At 66.5% G+C, this 18,992-nt stretch carries 15 protein-coding genes; 12 read left to right on the top strand and 3 right to left on the bottom strand.

Going from position 1 to position 18,992, the window contains the following annotated elements; translation table 11 throughout:
- The coding region (locus QM682_RS10045; protein ID WP_415129295.1) for a hypothetical protein at positions 1-176 on the bottom strand (176 nt) is incomplete at its 3' end.
- Positions 177-1,182: 1,006 nt separating this feature from the next.
- On the bottom strand, positions 1,183-2,361 hold the full coding sequence (locus QM682_RS10040) for a replication initiation protein (RefSeq protein WP_415129291.1): 1,179 nt from the start codon (positions 2,359-2,361) through the stop codon (positions 1,183-1,185).
- A gap of 529 nt (positions 2,362-2,890) precedes the next feature.
- Between QM682_RS10040 and QM682_RS10035 the strand changes: the two genes are divergently transcribed.
- From QM682_RS10035 to QM682_RS09985, 11 genes are all read left to right on the top strand, one after another.
- Positions 2,891-4,315, top strand: coding sequence for an AAA family ATPase (locus QM682_RS10035; protein WP_415129289.1), 1,425 nt, complete (start codon positions 2,891-2,893; stop codon positions 4,313-4,315).
- Positions 4,308-5,417, top strand: coding sequence for a ParB N-terminal domain-containing protein (locus QM682_RS10030; protein ID WP_415129287.1), 1,110 nt, complete (start codon positions 4,308-4,310; stop codon positions 5,415-5,417). Before QM682_RS10035 ends, QM682_RS10030 begins: the two co-directional genes overlap by 8 nt.
- Positions 5,418-6,069: 652 nt before the next feature.
- Complete coding sequence (locus QM682_RS10025; protein ID WP_415129285.1) at positions 6,070-7,218, top strand: YncE family protein; 1,149 nt, start codon at positions 6,070-6,072, stop codon at positions 7,216-7,218.
- 130 nt (positions 7,219-7,348) lie between these two features.
- The gene (locus QM682_RS10020) at positions 7,349-8,572 is read left to right on the top strand and encodes a PepSY-associated TM helix domain-containing protein (RefSeq protein ID WP_415129283.1); all 1,224 of its coding nucleotides are present in this window, start codon (positions 7,349-7,351) and stop codon (positions 8,570-8,572) included.
- Positions 8,569-9,117 carry a thiamine pyrophosphate-binding protein gene (locus QM682_RS10015; RefSeq protein ID WP_415129281.1) on the top strand — a complete coding sequence of 183 codons (549 nt, stop codon included), beginning with the start codon at positions 8,569-8,571 and terminating at the stop codon, positions 9,115-9,117. The genes QM682_RS10020 and QM682_RS10015 overlap by 4 nt, the downstream gene beginning before the upstream one ends.
- Positions 9,114-9,443, top strand: coding sequence for a hypothetical protein (locus QM682_RS10010; protein ID WP_415129279.1), 330 nt, complete (start codon positions 9,114-9,116; stop codon positions 9,441-9,443). The genes QM682_RS10015 and QM682_RS10010 overlap by 4 nt, the downstream gene beginning before the upstream one ends.
- Positions 9,440-9,976: a DUF6162 family protein gene (locus tag QM682_RS10005; protein ID WP_415129278.1), complete on the top strand. Its 537-nt coding sequence runs from the start codon at positions 9,440-9,442 to the stop codon at positions 9,974-9,976. The genes QM682_RS10010 and QM682_RS10005 overlap by 4 nt, the downstream gene beginning before the upstream one ends.
- Positions 9,973-10,950, top strand: a complete 978-nt coding sequence (locus QM682_RS10000) for a metal ABC transporter solute-binding protein, Zn/Mn family (RefSeq protein ID WP_415129276.1) — start codon at positions 9,973-9,975, stop codon at positions 10,948-10,950. The genes QM682_RS10005 and QM682_RS10000 overlap by 4 nt, the downstream gene beginning before the upstream one ends.
- The gene (locus QM682_RS09995; protein ID WP_415129274.1) at positions 10,947-11,654 is read left to right on the top strand and encodes a metal ABC transporter ATP-binding protein; all 708 of its coding nucleotides are present in this window, start codon (positions 10,947-10,949) and stop codon (positions 11,652-11,654) included. Before QM682_RS10000 ends, QM682_RS09995 begins: the two co-directional genes overlap by 4 nt.
- Positions 11,651-12,535 carry a metal ABC transporter permease gene (locus QM682_RS09990; protein WP_415129272.1) on the top strand — a complete coding sequence of 295 codons (885 nt, stop codon included), beginning with the start codon at positions 11,651-11,653 and terminating at the stop codon, positions 12,533-12,535. The genes QM682_RS09995 and QM682_RS09990 overlap by 4 nt, the downstream gene beginning before the upstream one ends.
- Complete coding sequence (locus QM682_RS09985) at positions 12,532-13,437, top strand: metal ABC transporter solute-binding protein, Zn/Mn family (RefSeq protein WP_415129270.1); 906 nt, start codon at positions 12,532-12,534, stop codon at positions 13,435-13,437. Before QM682_RS09990 ends, QM682_RS09985 begins: the two co-directional genes overlap by 4 nt.
- A gap of 16 nt (positions 13,438-13,453) precedes the next feature.
- Here the strand turns inward: QM682_RS09985 and QM682_RS09980 are convergent, their stop codons facing one another.
- A complete protein-coding gene (locus QM682_RS09980; protein WP_415129268.1) occupies positions 13,454-15,562 on the bottom strand; it encodes a TonB-dependent siderophore receptor in 2,109 nt (702 codons plus the stop codon).
- A 468-nt stretch (positions 15,563-16,030) separates the two neighbouring features.
- On the opposite strand from QM682_RS09980, the gene QM682_RS09975 reads away from it, so the two are divergent.
- Complete coding sequence (locus QM682_RS09975; protein ID WP_415129266.1) at positions 16,031-18,991, top strand: DUF6603 domain-containing protein; 2,961 nt, start codon at positions 16,031-16,033, stop codon at positions 18,989-18,991.
- Position 18,992 lies beyond the last annotated feature (1 nt).

Genomic DNA, 18,992 nt, shown 5'->3' with positions numbered 1-18,992 from the left:
GGCAGTTCCATCCGGGCGATTTCATGGTCGCCGCTTTCGTCGAACAGGCACAGTTCGACCGCCGTGGCATGGTCCGAGAACAGGCCGAAATTCGTGCCCTCGCCCAGGAACTCGGCACCCAGCAGGTCAGAGCGCCCGGCGGACGGATCGAAGCGGGGAAAGATGCCCTCAGCCATGGCGGATCCCCCGGCAAGCGGATGGGAAAAAAGCGAACATCGGCGGCTCCCTCGGATAATGGAGACAGGGCAACGTGGCCGGCCCCCGCCCCGTTCCCCGGCCCATTTCCGCGGCCCCATTTCCATATCACCGCCACCGCCGCGAATTCGGGCACCGATCCTGCCGGACCAGCGCCCTGCCCCACATGACTTCCCAAGGCCCCATCCGGCAGCGGCGGGCGGCCGGCAAAGGCAAAAAACCCTTCTCCGCCCTGAACCGAACCCCATGATCGAACGTTCGGCGCAATGCCATGCAATCCCGCACCCCCGGCCAAAGCCGGGCCCATCCTTTCGCAGCCCATCCTTTCGCAGCCCGGCCCGTTGCCGCCGGGACCGCGCACGCTCAGGGGCTGCCGCGTGCTTCTGGTCGAGGACGAGCCGCTTGTCGCCATGGATCTGTGGCTGGACCTTGAGGATGCGGGGACCAAGGTGGTCTCGGTCGCGCGCACCCTGCCCGAGGCGCCGGCGGCGCAATAGCGCGGGACAGATCGCTTGGCGCAGGTATCCGCGAAGGCGCACGACCTGCGCCGGTGGCGGGGGTAAAAGCCTAGCCGTTTGGATATTTGAGCAAGAAAGAGGGGCGGAATCCGTGCGCATGCGCCTTTCCGCCGACTGTCGGCGAAATCCTGCCCAAATAGGCAGGTTCAGTCGCTCCCCTGGATGATGCTATAAGCCTTTCGTAGGTTGATGAGTGATGTGTTACCGATTAACCAGTTGTTTTGTTTATCACTCTCATCCGGGCGGGTTCGGTCGAGCCCGCCCGATTGAGTTTCGGGGATTGGCGTCCCTTCCCAGAAAAATCCTTTTGCTGCCCGCTCAAATTGCCCATGAATAAGGCATTCCGGCCTGGATCAGCGCCCTGCCCGTGCCAGTCCGCTTTTCAAGGAACAAGGATCGGTTGTCCGGCGCATGGCCACCCCGCCCTTCCCGCCAGAGAAGAACAGCCCCCGCGCGGTTCCGGACGCGATCAGCCCTCCAACCCGGCCAGAAGCCCCGGCGACATCTCTTCCCAGAAGGCCGCGACCCGGGCGGCGTTCAGGGGCGACATCCAGCCGTGCTTCTCGAAATCCTCGCGCAGGCGCGCATCGGCCAGTTGCGTCGCGAACAGCCGCTTGTCGGCGTCGCGCTGGGTAGGGGTGCGCGCCTTCACCGCCTCAAGGATGCGGCGCAGCCGCTCGGCCCGGCCGTTCGGCGGCTCGGGCGCCGCCGGGGCCGGTTCGCCGAAATTCCCCTCCAGCGCGGCGGTCAGATAGCCGACCATGCTTTTCACGTTCTTGCGCCCGGCCACATAATCCAGCTTTTCCTGAACCTGGCTTTCGCCATGGCTCGACAGCCATTGCCGCGCCAGCCGGTCGCTGACCCCCAGCGCGCGCAGCCGGGCATAGACCGGCCCGTGGCGCATCCCCTCGCCATCGTCCATGTCCAGGATGGCAAGCTGCGGGTTCTCCTTGATGCGAAAGCGGATCTCGGCGATGACGCGGCCCTGCTTGCGGGTCTCGGGCGTCACCAGGATATTGCTGGTGCGGTTCACCTCCTCGACGGCGGGCTTGATGATCTTGGCGTTCAGATGCTTGAAGGTCTCGTAATAGGCGCTGCCCTCGACCCCCATCAGGCGGCGGAACAGGTCCAGGGGCCACCAGCCCGTCGACCCGGTGCGCACGAAGCGATAGCAGTTCTCGTAAAGCGCCAGCGCGTGGCCGCTGGTGAAGCGGCGCTGGATGTTCAGGTTGATCAGGGCGAAGACCTTGGGATCGTGCAGCTTTTCCGCCAGGGCCGGGGAATAGGCATATTCGCAGATCCCCCCCTTCAGCTTGGCATAGCTGAGCAGGCTGCTGACCCCCCATTCCTGCTGGCCCTTCTCGTCCAGCATGTCCCATTCGGCGACCGTTTCGGCCAGGCCGCGCAGCGACTGCTTCAGCGTGTCCATGTCGTTGCTGTTATAGCCGATCATCAGGCACAGCGTGCGCGCGTCGATCTGATGGCGCGTGCGGCTGATCAGCGTGTCATAGGCGTTCAGCAGCAGCACGTTCGACAGCTTGCGCTGCAACAGCGTCAGCTTGCCCGAGACATGGATCGCCGCCACATGCTTCTTGACCGCACCCCGGCGCAACGCGCCCGACAGGCCGTCCCTTGGGATATCGTCCATTGCTCCGCCTCTTCATTCTTTTTTTGCCATTATGCCTCAAAAGGCACCTTCCCACAATCAGCTTCCGGGTGCCTCTGGCGGCGCCCAGGCTGTCCTGTAAACGGGTTCCTTGGCGGTTTTGCGGCACCGGCCCCAGGTGAACAGGCACCCTTCTACGGGATGGAGGGATCGGGTTTCGGACGGTTTCGCGCGAAAAGCAGCATCTCGGAGGGGCTTCCCGCAGCCGGATGCCCCGGTTCCCGCGAATCGGTCCCCCTTGGCCCGGAATCGGGGACCCCTCGCCCCGTATACGGGCACCCTTGGTCCTGTAGCCGGGTGCCTTATGTCATGTATACACTTGATAATGCTATGGAATTATGGGCCAAAGATTCTAAAGATTCGTAAAGCACTACAAGCTTTATCGTGGTCTTCGACGATGATTATCAAGGATTTCGCTGCGAAACCTCGATCCACGATTCACTTGGCGCCCGCCATGTGTAATAGTTTCCCGAAAACACGTATCGAAGCAGCACATCGCAAAGGCAACAGCATGTCCGCAGGCAAAGTTCCCCTTCCCCCCTATTTCAACATCGACCCGGCGCGGGCGGCACAGCGCCTTTCGGATCCCATCGACACCGCCCGATTCGCCAAGGCCGCCGCCTTCGCCGCCCGTGGACGCCAGGATCTGGCCGAACGCGGCTATGCCCCCGATGGTCGCAAGCGCCTGCGCCGCTTCTCGACCTGGGAAGTCTGCCGTTACCTCATTCCCGTCGCGCCCGCGCATTTCCGCCGCGTGCTTTTGAAGAACCCCGACCTGCCCCAGGGTCTGGGCGAGGGGAATTCGAAATGGTTCAGTCTGGAAGACGTGCTGCGTCTGCGCGACCATTTCGCGGTCGAGGGCGCGGCGGGCCGCGAATATCGGCCCTGGCGCCCCGAGGGGCTGCCGGCCAAGATCCTGGCCGTCGCGAATTTCAAGGGCGGCGTCGGCAAGACCTCGACCGCGGCGCATCTGGCCATGTCCGCCGCGCTTGACGGCTACAAGGTGCTGGTGATCGACCTTGACAGCCAGGGCAGCATGACCTCGATCATGGGCGGCAAGGTCGCCGACGAATGGTCCACCGCCTTTCCGCTTCTGGCCAAGGATTACGCCCTGGCCCTGCAAGAGGAAAACCAGGTCCGCGCCGCCGCCGGCCAGGCCCCCCTGCCCTTCGACGAGACACTGACCGAGGCGCTGAAGATCACCGCCAATGACGTGATCCAGCCCACGCATTGGCCGAATGTCGATCTTCTGGGCGCGCAGCTTAACCTTTACTGGGCCGAATTCCAGGTGCCGGTCTGGCGCATGGGCCTGCGAAGCTGGCCGCTTTGGGATGCGCTTGGCAATGCGCTGGTCAATGACGGCATCACGACGCGTTACGATCTGATCATCCTGGATACGCCGCCCGCGCTTGGCTATCTGACGATCAATGCGCTGGCCGCCGCCGATATCCTGCTGGTGCCGCTTGGCGCCTCGTTCCTGGAGTTCGATTCGACCGGCCGCTTCTTCGACATGCTCTATTCGACCTTCGCCAGTATCGAGGAAGGCGAGAATGCCGCCCGCCGTCGTGGTGGCCTGCCTGAGATGCGCTTTGAATGGGATGCCGTCCGTGCCATCGTCACCCGCTTCGACGCCGGCCAGCAGACCGACCTTGCCAATGTGATCCAGGCGTATTTCGGCGATTTCATGACCACCTATCGCCAGGAGTTGACGGCCATGGTGGGGCAGGCCGGCGAACAGGTGAATGGCATCTATGAGGCCGATTACCGCGAGTTCAACCGCGACACCTATGTGCGCGGCCGCGAGACCTTCGACCGCACCTGGGCCGAGGTCAAGGAACTGATCCTGGGCACCTGGTGGCGGGATCTGCAAATGGAGCAAAGCGAGCGGGAGCCGATGAAGAATGCCCCGGCGATGAAGGAGCAGGCAAATGGCTAAGCGCAGGCGTCTTGAAACCCCCAGCACCGCCGATCTGAGCCGGATCGAAGAACAGTTTCGCAGCGAAACCCCCGAGCGCCCGCCCATCGGCCGGGGCATCGCGCCGATCGCGCAGGTCGCCGCCGAAAGCGCCTCGATGGCCAGCGCCGAGACCCTTGAAAGCCGCACCGCCCGCGCCCGCGCCGAGGCGGATGCCCTGCGCCTGAAAGAGGCCGAGGCCCGCGGCCTTTTGATCGCCGAACTACCCCTGGAGCAGATCGACGAGACCGCGATGGTCCGCGACCGCATGGTCATGTCCGAGGAGGACATGCAGGAACTTCGCCTTTCGATCTCTGCCCATGGGCTACGCCTGCCGATCGAGGTCTTTCAGATGCCGGCCTTGGGCGGGGCGGCGCCGCGCTATGGCCTGCTTTCGGGCTATCGCAGGCTGCAAGCCATGCGCGCGCTTTTCGCCCTGACCCAGGCCGAGAAGCATGCCCGGATCCGCGCCCTTGTTCGCCCCCGGTCCGAAAGCGATGAGGCTTTCGTCGCCATGGTCGAGGAAAACGAGGTTCGCCAGGAGCTTAGTCATTTCGAGCGCGGCCGGATTGCCGTCATCGCCGCCAATCAGGGGGCCTTCGCCAATACCGAGGACGCGGTGAACAAGCTTTTCGCCACCGGCTCGAAGGCCAAGCGGTCCAAGGTCCGCTCATTCGCGCTGATCTTCGAGGAGTTGGGCGACATGCTGGCCTTTCCCGAGGCGCTGACCGAAAGGCGGGGGTTGCGCATCTCGGCCGCGCTGCGCGGTGGCGCCGAGCCCAGGTTGCGAGAGGTGCTTTCGGTGAACCAGCCGCGCGACGCGGATGAGGAATGGGCGCTGATCGAACCGCTGCTGCGCGAGATAGAGGAGGGGCCCCGCGAACCCTCACGGGGGGGGCGGCCCCGCCTGAAGCCGGTTGCTTCGGGCTGGCTTGATGCCGGGACCCTGCGGACCACCAGCGGCATCACCCTGCGGCGCAGCCGCGATGGAAGGGCACATGTGATCCGGCTGGAAGGCGATGCGCTGCATGAGGATCTGATGGACAGCCTGATGTCCGAGATCCGGGCGCTGCTTGACCGCTAGTTTCGCAGCGAAACCATCGCGGGGCCGGTCCTGGCAAGGGCTGGCCCTGTTCCTGTCCCGCCCAAGTCATCCGCGAATAGCCGAGTTCCTGCGGCTGTGATCAAATCTGGCTTTGATTTGCTGGGGTCGGAAAATGGCCATCATGGCATCCGGCAGGGCCTGGACCGGCCCGAGGCAGGTATCTGTCCCGAAGACATGTATAGCCGGATCGGGCCTGCGGGGCAAGGCTGCCGCAAGGGGATGGCGTAAGGTGCCCATTTACGGGATGCCATCAAGGCACCCGTTTACAGGATGATTTCCGCCGCATCGCGGGAAGGCATCAGGGCCAGGCTTGCCGGCGGATAAGAGGGGCAGGGGCGTCCCAGCCCGCGCCGCATGCCGACAGGCTTGATCCCGCGCGGGCGCGATGCCTGGCCCGGACAGGGCCGAGGCGGCAAATCGGCCTGGGTCCAGGGCGGCTTTTCCGGGTCGGTGAAAAGCAATCCCGGCCCTTAAGCCCCGGCTGGCATCCGGCGGCAAATCCGTTTATAGCAGGCGGCCCTGCGCCAGGCAGCTTCCGGTCCTTGGGCCAAGGACAAGCCACCCCATTGGAGACAGGTCGGACGGTGCCGCGGCCCGGCCCGGCAGATCGAGGAAAACGGAAGGAGATCCAATGCGTTATCTATCCCTGCGACTGACCACGGCCCTGGCGGGCCTGATACTTTGCGGATTCGCGGCCCAGGCCGAGCAGGCCAGCGCGCCCGCGACCGGCGCCGCCGTCATCCAGCAGGACGGCCGCATCGCCGCCGTGGCCCTGGCCCAGGGGCTTTACGAGCAGGTCTATTCGCCCAGCCAGGATGCGCTGTTCGTGGTCTCGGCCGGTGGTTTCGGCGATCATGCGGCACCCTCGCGCGTGTTGCGGCTGGACCCGCAGAGCCTGGCCGTCCAGGCTGAGATCCCGCTGGAGAAGAAGGGGTTCGGCGTGACGCTGGACGACGCGGCGGGTCGGCTTTACGTCGGCGCGGGGCTGGATGCCGCCGTCATCGTCATCGACACCGCCTCGAACAAGGTGATCGGCACCATCCAGCTTGCCGAGAAGGTCAAGGACGAGGCGGGCGAAGAGGGCTATCCCGACCATTTCCGCGAATTGGCGCTGGACCCCCAGAGGCACCGCCTGTATGCGCCCGGCCTGCGCCCCCAGGGGTCCAGCCTTTACGTCATCGACACCCAGGCCCTGAAGGTCGAGAAGGTCCTGCCCGGTTTCGGCTATAACGCCACCGGCATCGCCGTCGCGCCCAAGGGGGATGTGATCTATGTCTCGAACCTGCAAGGCCAGCTTTTCACCGTCGATGCCGAGACCCTGACGATCGCGCGCAAGGTCGAGACCGGCGCCGACCAGTTGCTGAACCTGGCGCTGGACGCCGAGGGCGGGCGCATCTTTGCCACCGATCAGGGCCATCCCAGGGTCACGAAATACCGTGCCGAGGTGCTTCCCGACTATAAGCCCAAGGGCGAGGGCAACCAGGTGGTCGTGCTGGACGCCAAGGACGGCGGCGAGATCAAGCGCCTGCCCACCGGCGAGGGTCCGGTCGGGCTGCGCTTTGATCCCGAGGCGAAGCGGCTTTACGTCACCAACCGCCCCGAGGGCAGCGTCAGCGTCTTCGATACCGAAAGCTATGCTCTGGTCGAGAAGTTCCAGACCGGCGGCAATCCGAACAGCCTGGCCTATGACGCCAAGCGCCGCGCGCTGTTCGTGACCGTGAAATCCGGCGACGACGCGCCCGAGGGCGGCGACGAGAGCGTGGCGCGCATCGGTCTGTGATCCTGGCGCGTTTTGGAAAGGGGCCGCATGCCGGCCCTTTTTTCCGTCTTTGCCCAAGGCGCGGGGAATTCCTACTATTACTCTCGGAAAATTTTTGCGATATTGGGTCCGGGATTAGCGGGACGATCCGATGACAGAACGGGCGCAGACCGGGCCTGCGGCGGCCCCGAGGCCGAAGAAGAAGAAAAAGGGCGGCATGGCGCGGCTGTGGCTGCTGATCCACGGCTGGCTGGCGCTGCCGCTTTGGGCCTATGTCTTCTTTATCTGCGTGACCGGAACGATCGCCACGATCAGCCATGAATTGATCTGGCTGACCAGTCCCGACGTGCGCGCCAGCCGCCCCGAGGGCGCCACCGAACGGCTGACCCCCGACGCGATGATCGCCGCCGTCCTGGCGCAGCGCCCGGAAAGCCGGGTCCGTTCCGTTTCATGGCCGGTCGAGACGCATTTCGCGCCCGAGGTGACGCTGAGCGACAGGGCAGGGCTGTCGAGCACGGTCTATGTGAACCCCTATGACGGGCGGATCCAGGGCGTCTCGGGCACGGTGGGGTTTCGCTATTTCATCCGCGCGCTGCATGGCTGGCTGTTCCTGCCATGGACGGGCGGGGGCTATTCCTGGGGCTGGTATGCGGTCAGCTTCATGGGGATTCCGATGATCGGCTCGTTGGTCACGGGGATCATGGTCTATAAGAAATTCTGGCGCGCCTATCTGAACCCGCGCCTGCGCATCGGCAAGGGCGCGCGCACCTTCTGGGGCGATTTCCACCGGCTGGCGGGGATCTGGTCGATGCCCTTCGTCGCCATCATCGGCGTGACCGGGACCTGGTTCTTTGTCGAGGCGCTGCTGTCGGACAATGGTGTGAGCATATCGACGGCGGGCGTGCCCACCGTGCTTGAGCGCGAGACGCTGCCCCTGGTGGCGCATCGCGCCGACCTGCCGCCGGTCAGCCTGGACGAGGTGATCGCCTCGGCCCGCGCGGCGCATCCGGGGCTGCGGGTGGACGGGCTGTGGCTGCCCGAGAACGCCTTTTCGCCGGTGGATATTTATGGCCGGGGGGCGTTTCCGCTGTTTTACGAAAGCGCCTCGGTCAATCCTTATGACGGGCAGGTGGTCAGGCTGCGCCGGGTCGCGGACCAGTCGGCGCTGGAGCTGGCGACGACCTTGATGTATCCGCTGCATTTCGGGGATTTCCTGGGGATCTGGCTGAAGCTGGTCTATTTCTTCTTCGGGCTCCTGCTGTCGATGATGGTGCTGTCGGGCATGCTGATCTGGACCAAGCGCACCGCGCGCGAGACGAAAGCCTATGTCGCCGCGCGCCGCGCCCCCGCGCCCGTCACCGGACCCGCCGAATGAGCGCGGGCATCCAGCGCGGCCATGCCGCGACCCGGCTGGGCCGCTGGTGGCAGGACTGGCGGTTTCATCTGAACGCGCTGGCGATCCTGGTGCCGGTCGCGGCCTTTCCCGCCTTTTATCACCTGGCCCGCATGGATACCGGCGAGGCGGGCTTGGGCGCGCGCGAACCCGCCATCGTGCAGGCCGGCCCCCATGCGCTGCGCCTGGTCGAGTTCACCGTCGACCCGCCGATGAATGCCGGCGTGGCTGGCCGGCGCAAGGTGTTTCGCCTGGCGCTGTGTCCCGGCTGCGACGACGATATCCGCGCCGTGCATATCCGCCTGGGCAAGCCGCGTTCGCTGCGTGCCGCCGGGGCGCTGTTCTCGGGTCCGCCGGAGCGCCAGACCGCCGATATGGCGGTGCCCGACAGCGCCCGCGCGCGGGATGCGATCTGGCTGACGGTCGAGGAATGGAGCGGCGCGACCCATCAGGCCCAGGTGCCGCTGGCCGAGGTCGCGCCCGCCACCGCCGACTGGCTGCGCCGCAGGAAGGAAGGCCGCGAATGATCCGTTCCCCAATCCCGGCAACCCTGGCCTGCGTCCTGCTGGCGCTGTCCGCGCCGCCCGCCGCCGCGCATTATCCCTTTTGCAACTGCGCCGCCCTGGGCGAGACGATCACCTGCAACGGCGGCTTTTCCGACGGCACCAGCGCCGAGGGGGTCAGGCTGGACGTGATTTCCTATGACGAGGACGTGCTGGTCCCCGCGAAATTCGACGCGGCCAGCAAGGTCCAATTCCCCAAGCCCGAGGGTGAGTTCTATATTCTGTTCGACGCCGGCCCCGGCCATGTCGTGGAAGTGGACTGGCAGGATGTCGAGGGCCTGAACCCGTGACCACGCGCGTCATCGTCCCGCCGGCCTCGGGGCGGCGGGAAAGCCTTGCGGTGCTGGCGCTGGCGCTGGCCATCGTCGCGGCGGCCGCCTTGGTCGTCGGGCTGCATCGCGACCGCGGCCAGGTGGCGGCGTTGCCGGGCTGGCAGGTCGATCTGCGTTCGGGGCTGAACGCGGCGGAACAGGGGCTGGCGGCGGATCTGCTGACGGCGGCGCCGGAATTCGCCTGGCTGACGGACACGTCGCCCCAGGCGCTGGCCCAGGAGGGGCTGGCGCCCTTTGTTCCCGACGCCACCGCCCAGGCGCGCGGCGGCCATCTTTGGCAGGCGCTGGAGGGTGGCGGCTGGCTGGGCCTGCCCGCCGATGCGGGGCTTGCCCGCGCCCTGCTGCTGCGCGCGGGCGATCCGCCCTCGGTCTGGATCGCCGAAACGGCGACCGCCCCGCAGGCGCTGGACGATGCCGCGCTGATCGCGGCGGGCTGGCGGCAGGTCGTGACCCGCTTTGATGCCAGCGTCACCCGGAAGGACGGCCATTGACCCTGATCCCCCGCAGCCCGACAAGGCCCAGCCCGACAAGGCCCAGCCCGACAAGGCGCAGCCTGATCCTGGCGGGCCTTGCCCTGCCTTTCGCTTTGCCCTTAGGCCGGGCCGCCCGCGCCGCGACGCCCTTGCGCATCGGCGTGACGCTGCATCCCTATTATTCCTGGGTCGCCAATATCGCCGGCGAGATGGGCCAGGCGGTGCCGCTGGTTCCCGTGGGCTTCAACCCCCATGCCTATGAACCCCGCGCCGAGGATATCCGCCGCATCGGCGCGCTGGACGTGGTGGTGCTGAACGGCATCGGCCATGACGATTTCGCGGGCCGGATGATCGCGGCATCCGAGCGCCCCGACGTGCCGGTGATCGAGGCCAACCGCAATGTGCCGCTGCTGCCCGCCGTCGGCGGTTTCGCGCGCGGGCTGGGCGATACGATCGACGGCAAGGTGGTGAATTCGCATACCTTCATCTCGATCTCGGGGGCGATTTCGCAGGTCCAGACCATCGCGGCGGATCTGGGCGCGCTGTATCCCGACCGGGCCGAGGCGTTCCTGGCGAATGCCCGCGCCTATAACCGCCGGCTGCGCAAGCTGCGCGCCGATGCGCTGGCGCAGGTGGTCCAGGCGCCGCCCCCGGATTTCCGTGTCGCCACCATCCACGGCGCCTATGACTATCTGCTGCGCGAATTCGGCCTTGAGGTCAGCGCCGTGGTTGAGCCGGCGCATGGCATCGAGCCCAGCCCCGCGCAACTGGCCCGCACCATCCAGAAGATCCGCGAGATGAACGTCCTGGTCATCTTCTCGGAGTCGAATTTCCCCTCGGCCTATGTCGAGACCATCGAGGCCGAGACGGGCGTGCGCATGTATCCTTTGTCGCACATCATCCACGGCGCCTATACGCCCGAGAAGTTCGAGGTCGAGATGGCGCAGAACCTGGCCACCGTCGCCCGCGCCATCCGCGAGGGCGCGTCGTGAGCGGCGCGGGGATTTCGGTCGCGGGCCTGTCGCTGGTGCTGGGCCGGACGCAGGTGCTGCAAGACGTGGCGCTGACGGTCGCGCCGGGCACGATCCACGCGCTGGTCGGGCCGAACGGGGGCGGCAAATCCTCGCTGATCCGCTGCCTGCTGGGGCGGATGCCGCATCGCGGGCAGGTTGTCATCGACTGGCCGGGCGCGCCGGGGCGCATCGCCTATGTGCCCCAGGCGCTGCAATTCGACGCCGGCCTGCCGATGACGGTGCTGGATTTCCTGGCCGCGCTGGACGCGCCGCGCCCGGTCTTTCTGCGCGCCGATGCCGCGACCCGCGCCCGGATCGAGGCGCGGCTGGCGCGCGTCGGCATGGCCGGCAAATCCGGCCGCCGCATGGGCGCGCTTTCCGGCGGCGAGCGGCAGCGCGTGCTGATGGCCCAGGCGTTGGAGCCGGCGCCCGACCTGCTGATCCTGGACGAGCCCATGGCCGCGCTGGACGAATCCGGCGCCGCGCTGTTCGAAAGCCTGCTGGCCGATCTGCGCGCGTCGGGCGTGACGGTGCTGTGGGTCGAACACGACCTTGACGCCGTGCGCCGCATCGCCGACCGGGTGACGGCGCTGAGCCGCCGCGTGCTGTTCGACGGCCCGCCCGCGCGGGAACTGACGCCCGAGCGGGTGCTGGCGCTGTTCTCGCATCGGGGGGCCGCATGAGCTTTGAGGGATTTCGCCACTGGGTCCAGGGATTGGCCCAGGCGGGCTGGCTGCCCGAGGCGCTTGGCTGGGGCTTCGCGGTCAACGCGATGCTGGCCGGGCTGATCGTCGGGCCGATGCTGGGCGGTCTCGGCACGCTGGTGGTGATCCGCCGCCACGCCTTTTTCGCCGAGGCCGTGGGGCATGCCGCCCTGACCGGCGTGGCGCTGGGGATCCTGGCCGGAGAGCCCTATACCGGCCCTTACGGCGCGCTGTTCGGCTATTGCCTGATCTTTGCCATCGGGCTGGAATATCTGCGCGGCCGCACCGGGCTTTCGGCCGATACGCTGATCGGGGTGTTTTTGTCGATGTCGCTGGCGCTGGGGGCCTCGATCCTGCTGGTGCTGGCCGGGCGGATCAACGTGCATATCCTGGAAAATGTGCTGTTCGGCTCGATCCTGACGGTGAACGGCACCGATCTGGCGGTGCTGGCGGTGGTGGGCGCGCTGGTGCTGGCGCTGACCGCCTGGCTTTACAACCGCTTCATGACGGCCAGCTTTCATCCCGCGCTGGCTTTGGTGCGCGGCGTGCCGGTGCGCCGGCTGGACTATCTGTTCGTGATGCTGGTGACGGTGGTGACGGTCGCGAGCCTGAAGATCGTGGGCGCGGTGCTGGTCGGCGCGCTGCTGGTGATCCCGGCGGCGGCGGCGCGGACGGTGGCGCGGGGGATGCGCGGCTTTTGGTGGATCTCGGTCGGGATCGCCAGCCTTTCCACCCTGGCGGGCATCCTGCTGCCGATGCAGTTCGACCTGCCCGTGCCCTCGGGGGCGGCGATCATCCTGATCGCGGGAAGCTGCTTTCTGCTTTGCGCCCTGATCCGGGCGATGCGAGGTGACGCATGAGACGGCTGGTCCTGACGCTGGCCCCGATTCTGGCGCTGCTGGCGGGAAGCGCCGCCCAGGCCGAGACGCTGCTGACCGCCCATCCCGCGACCGATGCCCTGGCCCGGCGGCTGGCCGAGGGCACCGGGATCGAGGTCACGGCGGTCCAGCCCGAGAACCTGCCGCCCTCGCGGCTGCATTCATTTCTGGCCGGGCGCGGGCGCGACAAGGCCGAGGCGGCGGCGCGCGATGCGGATGCGGTGCTGACCCTGGGCGGGATCTGGCCCGAGGATCCGCTGTATCCCGCCGCGCGCCGCGCCAATATCCGCATCGTGGAAATCGACGCGACCCGGCCTTTGGACCAGCGCCTGCCGGGGATCGCGCTGCTGCCCCCTGCCGACGACGCCGCGCTTTACGCGCTGCTGGGGCTTCAGCCGATGCCCCCCTCGGGCGAGGAAACCGCGCCCTGGCTGTCGCCCACCCGGCTGGGCGAGATGGCCGAGATCACCGCCGCCGATCTTGCCCGCCTGTCTCCCGGCGACGGCGCGCGGATCGCCGAGAACCTGCGCGGGCTGAAGCAGGATCTGCTGCAAGCCAAGGCCCGCGCCGATGCGGGGCTGGCCGCGCAGGAAAACCCCGAGGCCGTCGCCCTGTCGCCGCAATTCGGCTATCTGGCCGCCGATCTGGGGCTGGATCTGCGCGCCCGCATCATCGCCGCCCCCGACGAATGGACGCCCGAGCGCGCCGGGAAGCTGGCCGCATGGCTGGCGGGGCAGGGGATCGGCACGGTGCTGACCGCGCGCGATCTGCCCCCGGCCTTGGCCCAGGCGCTGGCGGGGCTGCGCGTGGTGCGGCTTCGCGCGCAGGCCCCCGGCGATCCGGCGGCGCTGGTCGCCGCCAATATCGCCGAACTCGTGCCCTAGGGCCTTCTTCAGGCGCCTAGAACTTCCATGCCAGCGACATGCTGGCCGAGGGCTGCTGGATGTAATAGCAGCCCCAGCCGCTGCATTGCGTCTGCTTGCCCGCGCCAAGGTTGTGCGCGGCCAGGTCCAGCCGCAGCCCGTCCAGTTCGGGATTGCGCAGGCCGAAATCATAGCCGACGGCCAGATCCGCCACCAGAAGCGAGTCGTTGCGGACGGTGTTCGCCTCGTCGCCCCAATTGGCGCCGCTATAGCGCAGCCCGCCGCCGAGGTTGAACCCGGCAAGCGGTCCCTGTTTCGGCGCGTAACTCGCCCAGGCCGAGGCAGTGTGACGCGGCGTGGTGTATTCGTTGCCCTGGTTGCCGTCCTCATTGCTGGTGATCCTGGCGTCGAGCCAGGTCCAGGCCAGCGACAGATCCCAGTCTCCGCGCCGCATCCGGCCTTCCAGGTCGATCCCCTTGATCTGGACCTCGCCGGTCTGGCGCGAGAAATCGGGATGTTCGGGATCGGTGGTCAGCAGGTTCTGCTGGGTGATATGATAGGCCGAGGCAGCCAACATCGCATCGCTGCCCGGCGGCTGGTATTTCACGCCGATCTCGTATTGCCTGGCCTTGGTCGGGTCGAAGGGGTCGCCCTGCCAGTCGGTCCCGGTTTCGGGCTGGAAGGACTGGGCGAAGCTGACATAGGGCGCAAGGCCGGCCTGGGTCAGGTAAAGCAGGCCGGCATTGCCGACGAAAGCCTTTTGCTTGCGTTCATAGTTCCAGGCGGTGATCGAGGCGTCCTCGCCATTGGTGGTGCGCGACCAGCGCCCGCCGAAGGTGGCGCGCCAGGGGCCGGCCTGAATGCTGTCCTGGACATAGACGCCCAACTCGCGCTTCCATTCGTCGTCCCGGATCAGATCGCCGAAGGGGCCGACGGGCAGGCCATATACCGGATCGGCGAAATCCAGCGCCGCCGCCTCGCCCCAGCGGCTTTTCATCCGCGTCTTGATGTTCGAGTAATCGACCCCGGCCAGAAGGGTGTGACGGCTGGAACCGGCATCGAGGTTCCATTGCAGCCGCGTGTCCAGGTCGAAGGTGTCGACCGTCTGGTCCTGCATATAGGTCTCTCGCGAGACCTCATAGGGCCGGTCCGGGTTCCCGGTCGTGCCGTTCCAGGCGAAGACCTGGTGATAGGTGCCGTCCATCCGGTAGAAGCGCAGGTTCTGCACCAGCTTCAGATCGTCGTTGAAGCGATGCGTCAATTCATAGCCGATGGCGTATTGGTCGGAATCGCGCCGGTCGAAACCCGGTTCGCCGGGATTGAACGAGGGCGAGACGCTTAGCAGCGCATCGCGCGAGGTTTCGTTGTTCCATTCCTGTCCGCGCAGCCGCCGCCACGAGGCGAGGAAGGTGATCTCGGTCTGATCGGTGGGCCGCCAGGTCAGGCTGGGCGCCAGATAGATGCGGTCGTCGTCCACATCGTCCATCTGCGTGCCGCCCGATTGCGCATAGCCGACGAAGCGCCAGCCCAGCGTGCCGTCCCGGTTGACGCCGTTCATGTCCAGGCCGGTCTGCACCTGGCCATAGCTGCCATAGCGCAGCACCGCCTCTCGCGAGGGGGTGAAGGTCGGGCGCTTGCTGACGGTATTGACCATGCCGCCCGGCGTCACCTGCCCGTAAAGCACCGAGGCCGGGCCGCGCAGCACCTCGAAACGCTCCATGCCATAGGGTTCGATCGAGGGCTGGCCCGCGCGGGTCATGCCGGTGCCGACCTTCAGCCCGTCGAGATAGTTCGCCCCCCAACTGTAAAAGCCCCGGATCGAAAAGCCGCTGTCGTTGGTGACGCCGAAGCTGGGATCGACCCAGATGCCGGGGGCATAGGCGATGGCCTCGCCCAGGTTGGTGACGCCGCCGCGCGCCGCGATCTCGGCCGCGCCGATCACGCTGACCGAGGCGGGGGTTTCCACAAGCGGCGTGTCGGTCTTGCTGGCCGTCGTGCTGCGCGTGGCGACAAAGCCGTCGACCGGGCCGGTCGCGGTCTCGGATTCGGCCTGTAGCACGACCTCATCCAGCACCACGCCCCGCTCTTGCGCGAAGCCGGCGGTCGTGGCCAGAAGCCCCGCGACCAAAGACAGTTTCCATGACATCGAAAGCTCCCTCCCTGAACCAAGAAATGATGCTTGCGTAAGGCTGGCGCTGCGGCTGATGTGACTCACGCGTTCGTGATTGTCAAGCTGGGCGCCCCAGTCGGTGCGGATGCCGTCTTTGAAAGGCCATGCCTGCCGGCACTATGCGGGAAACATCGTTTCCGCCTGGACGGGATCCGCCAGGAACCTTTCCTGGTCGCGGCTTCGTCCGAATGCGGCGCCACCCATATTAGCGACATGATTTCCAACAATTACGGGCGTCTGGTCCTGGTCCACCAAAGACTGGCGCGGCGAAAGGGGGCGGATGGCCGGTGCAGGGTTCTTCCGAAAATCCCGCGATATTTCCATACTGTTTATTTATGTTGCACGAATCTGTCCAGGGGCGCAGTATATGCGGCAAGACAGACTCATCACCTTTAAGGAAATTCTTAATTTTTTAATACCTGTGCGATAAGCACCGAGGTAGCGATGGCAGACGATATTTTTTCTGCATTCGGCAGGGGTTTCGTGGCCTTTGCCCATACCCGCGCGGCTGATCTTGTCGGAGACAGTTTCTCGGACACGGGGAAATTGGTTTCTTCCCTGGCCGATGGCCAGGAAGGCACGACGAAAACCGCATTCGAGACGCTGAAGCAGGATATTCAGCAGCTTACCGATATTGGCAAGGCGGTCGCGGCTGAAATAAAGCCCGAGATAGACGCCGCCAAGGCCGCCGTTCAGGAAATGGCGACGGAATTGGGAGCGGCGGAATTCCAGGCCGATGAACTGGCCCGCGCGCTGACCGCGCTGGGGAAATTGCTGAACGCCTATGACAGCGCGATTACAAAGATCGCGGCCAAGGTCTCGGAAAAGGCCAATGGCACGATGACGCCCGATCAGGTCAAGGAAGCGATCAGCGGGATGCATGCCCCGATCAAGAAGCTTTTGAACGACGCGGGCGGGGCCGTCACCGGGAATTTCGACAAGCTTTGCAAGCTGGTGATGAATGTCGACAACGCCTCGGACAAGCTGGGCGACGCGCTGAAATGGGATTACGCGGAAAAGCGGCTTTCGGTGATCTTTGCCCAGGCGGGCGCGGCCAGCCTGCCGCCGCTGTCCTTCGACGGCGCCTCGCTGACGGCGTTCTTCACCTACAAGACCGAATTCAAGGCTGGGATCGAATTGAACACCACGCTGAAGGCCGGGCTGCGCGGCGACAAGCTGATGGACAAGATCATGCCCGGCCAGCCGCCCACCGCGGATGCCAACGGCGTGGCGATCACGCTGGACACCAAGGACGGGCTGACCTTCGGCTCGGGCAAGGACAAGCGGCTGGTGCTGCCGGTGCGCTTCTCATATCCCGCCATCGAATTGCGCGAATTCGCCATCGAGCAGCCCGCCGCCGACAATGCCGAGAACCGCAACCGCGTGAACGTGGTCTTCACCGTCGCGGGCAAGCTGGGCGATGTCTTCGCCTGCGTGGCCGAGGGGGGTGGCGTCTCGATCCGCTGGGTCGATGGCGGCGACCCGGAGGTCAGGCCCAAGATCCCCTCGGGCGTCGGGCTGCGGCTGAAGACGCCCGCCGTCACCGGCGGCGGCTTCCTGCGCTATGACGAGGTGAAGGAGGAATATGGCGGCGTCTTCGAGCTGAGCGTGCTGGACAGCTTCAGCGTCACCGCCATCGGATTGCTGGGCACGGATCCCTTCAACATGGTGATCGTGATCGGGGTGCGTTTCAGCCCGGCCATCACCATCGGGCCGGGCTTCACCATCTCGGGACTGGGCGGGCTTCTGGCGATCAACCGCAGCCTGGACAGCGCGGCGCTGCGCGACGGGCTGAAGGACGGCGTGGTGGGGCAGTTGCTTTTCCCCGCCGATCCGGTTGCCGCCGCGCCCGACATCCTGAACAACCTGGGCAAGATCTTTCCCGTGCGTCAGGGCGGCTTCGTCATCGGCCCCATGGCCGAGATCGGCTGGGGTTCGCAGGCGGGCTTCGTCGTGGCCCAGCTTGGGCTGGTCATCTCGCTTCCCGATCCCAAGCTGGTGCTGCTGGGCAAGGTGGTGATCGGCGTGCCCTCGGCCAAGGTCGAGGAAAAGCTGCGCGTCGTCGATCTGCGCGCCGAGTTGATGGGAGAGATCACGCCGGATTACTTCTTCCTGAAAGTGTCGTTGGCCAAGTCCAAGGTCTTCAAGCTTGAGATCACCGGCGACATCTGCATCTTCGTCCAATGGGGCGGAGAGGGCGCCTTCGTCATCTCGGTCGGCGGCTTCTTTCCCGGCTACGAGGCGCCCAAGCAGATCGGCGACATGCAGCGCGTCGGCATCAAGTTCGCGCCGCCGGTCAAGTGGATCGCCATCTCGGTCCAGGCCTATGTCGCGATCACCACCAACACGGTGCAGTTCGGCGGCCGGGTCTCGATCATCGCGGATCTGGAGGTCGCCAAGGCCGAGGCCTGGCTGCAACTGGATGCCCTGTTCCAATGGGCGCCGCATTTCTATTTCGAGATCCGCATAGATGCCGGGATCAAGGTCTCGGCGCTGGGGGTCACGCTGGCGGGGGTGCGCTTCCAGGGCAAGCTTTCGGGCGACAAGCCCTTTCACCTGGAAGGCAAGGCTTCGGTCGAGATCCTGTGGTGGGACATCGATGTCGATGTGGGGCCGATCGAATGGGGCGAAAGCCGCCCCGCGCCCGCGCCGCAGATCGACCCCATCGCCGCCGCCACGCAGGCGCTGGCCGCCGACAACGCATGGGCGCCGCTGCTGCCGCAGGGCGCGGCCTCGGTCGTGCGACTGGTCCCGGCCGACGGCACGCCGCTTTATCACCCGATGGGCCAGATCGAGTTGCGCCAGCTTTCCGTGCCGCTGGAAACCGATATCGACCGCATCGGCTCGTCGCGGGTGACGCATAAGCGCATCAACCTGCAAGCCGCGACCCTGGGCGGGGCGGCGGCGGGGGCGGTCTGGCCGCTTTCGGACCGTTTCCCGCCCGGCCATTTCCTGGACCTGAAGGATCACGAGATCCTGTCGCGCCCGGAATACGAGGAACATGCCTCGGGCCTGGGCATGGGCGCGGCGCGGGGCGCCAGCTTCAGCGCGGCCACCCATGCGGGCGTCGCCTGGAACACGGTGCTGCCGCATCACGACATCGCGCCCAGTGTTTCGGGCTGGCTGCTGGGCAGCCATGCGGCGGCGATCCTGGGCGCCTCGGCCAAGATGCGGGCGCGCGACGGGGTGAACCCCTATCTGCGCCGCGAGGGGCCGGTTCCGCTGCGCATGGCCGAGCGCGGCGAGGTGCGCGTCGTCTCGGCCGAGACGCTGGCCATCGAGGCGACCATTGGGACGGGTATCGGGGCGGGCATCGCCCTGCCCGCAAGCGAGGCGGCCGCCATGGTCCGGCTGGGCCAGTTGGATGGCAAGGAACTGACGGTGCTGTCGGCGGGGTTGGTGTGAC

Source organism: Paracoccus sp. (in: a-proteobacteria), assembly GCF_047605025.1.
Lineage (GTDB): Bacteria > Pseudomonadota > Alphaproteobacteria > Rhodobacterales > Rhodobacteraceae > Paracoccus.
Note: the sequence above shows the minus strand (reverse complement) of the source record. Positions and strands in the feature narration are given on the sequence as shown.

Coding starts and splice junctions, on each gene's coding strand:
- QM682_RS10040 (WP_415129291.1), bottom strand. CDS start 2,361: ATGGACGATATCCCAAGGGACGGCCTGTCGGGCGCGTTGCGCCGGGGT.
- QM682_RS10035 (WP_415129289.1), top strand. CDS start 2,891: ATGTCCGCAGGCAAAGTTCCCCTTCCCCCCTATTTCAACATCGACCCG.
- QM682_RS10030 (WP_415129287.1), top strand. CDS start 4,308: ATGGCTAAGCGCAGGCGTCTTGAAACCCCCAGCACCGCCGATCTGAGC.
- QM682_RS10025 (WP_415129285.1), top strand. CDS start 6,070: ATGCGTTATCTATCCCTGCGACTGACCACGGCCCTGGCGGGCCTGATA.
- QM682_RS10020 (WP_415129283.1), top strand. CDS start 7,349: ATGACAGAACGGGCGCAGACCGGGCCTGCGGCGGCCCCGAGGCCGAAG.
- QM682_RS10015 (WP_415129281.1), top strand. CDS start 8,569: ATGAGCGCGGGCATCCAGCGCGGCCATGCCGCGACCCGGCTGGGCCGC.
- QM682_RS10010 (WP_415129279.1), top strand. CDS start 9,114: ATGATCCGTTCCCCAATCCCGGCAACCCTGGCCTGCGTCCTGCTGGCG.
- QM682_RS09990 (WP_415129272.1), top strand. CDS start 11,651: ATGAGCTTTGAGGGATTTCGCCACTGGGTCCAGGGATTGGCCCAGGCG.
- QM682_RS09985 (WP_415129270.1), top strand. CDS start 12,532: ATGAGACGGCTGGTCCTGACGCTGGCCCCGATTCTGGCGCTGCTGGCG.
- QM682_RS09980 (WP_415129268.1), bottom strand. CDS start 15,562: ATGTCATGGAAACTGTCTTTGGTCGCGGGGCTTCTGGCCACGACCGCC.
- QM682_RS09975 (WP_415129266.1), top strand. CDS start 16,031: ATGGCAGACGATATTTTTTCTGCATTCGGCAGGGGTTTCGTGGCCTTT.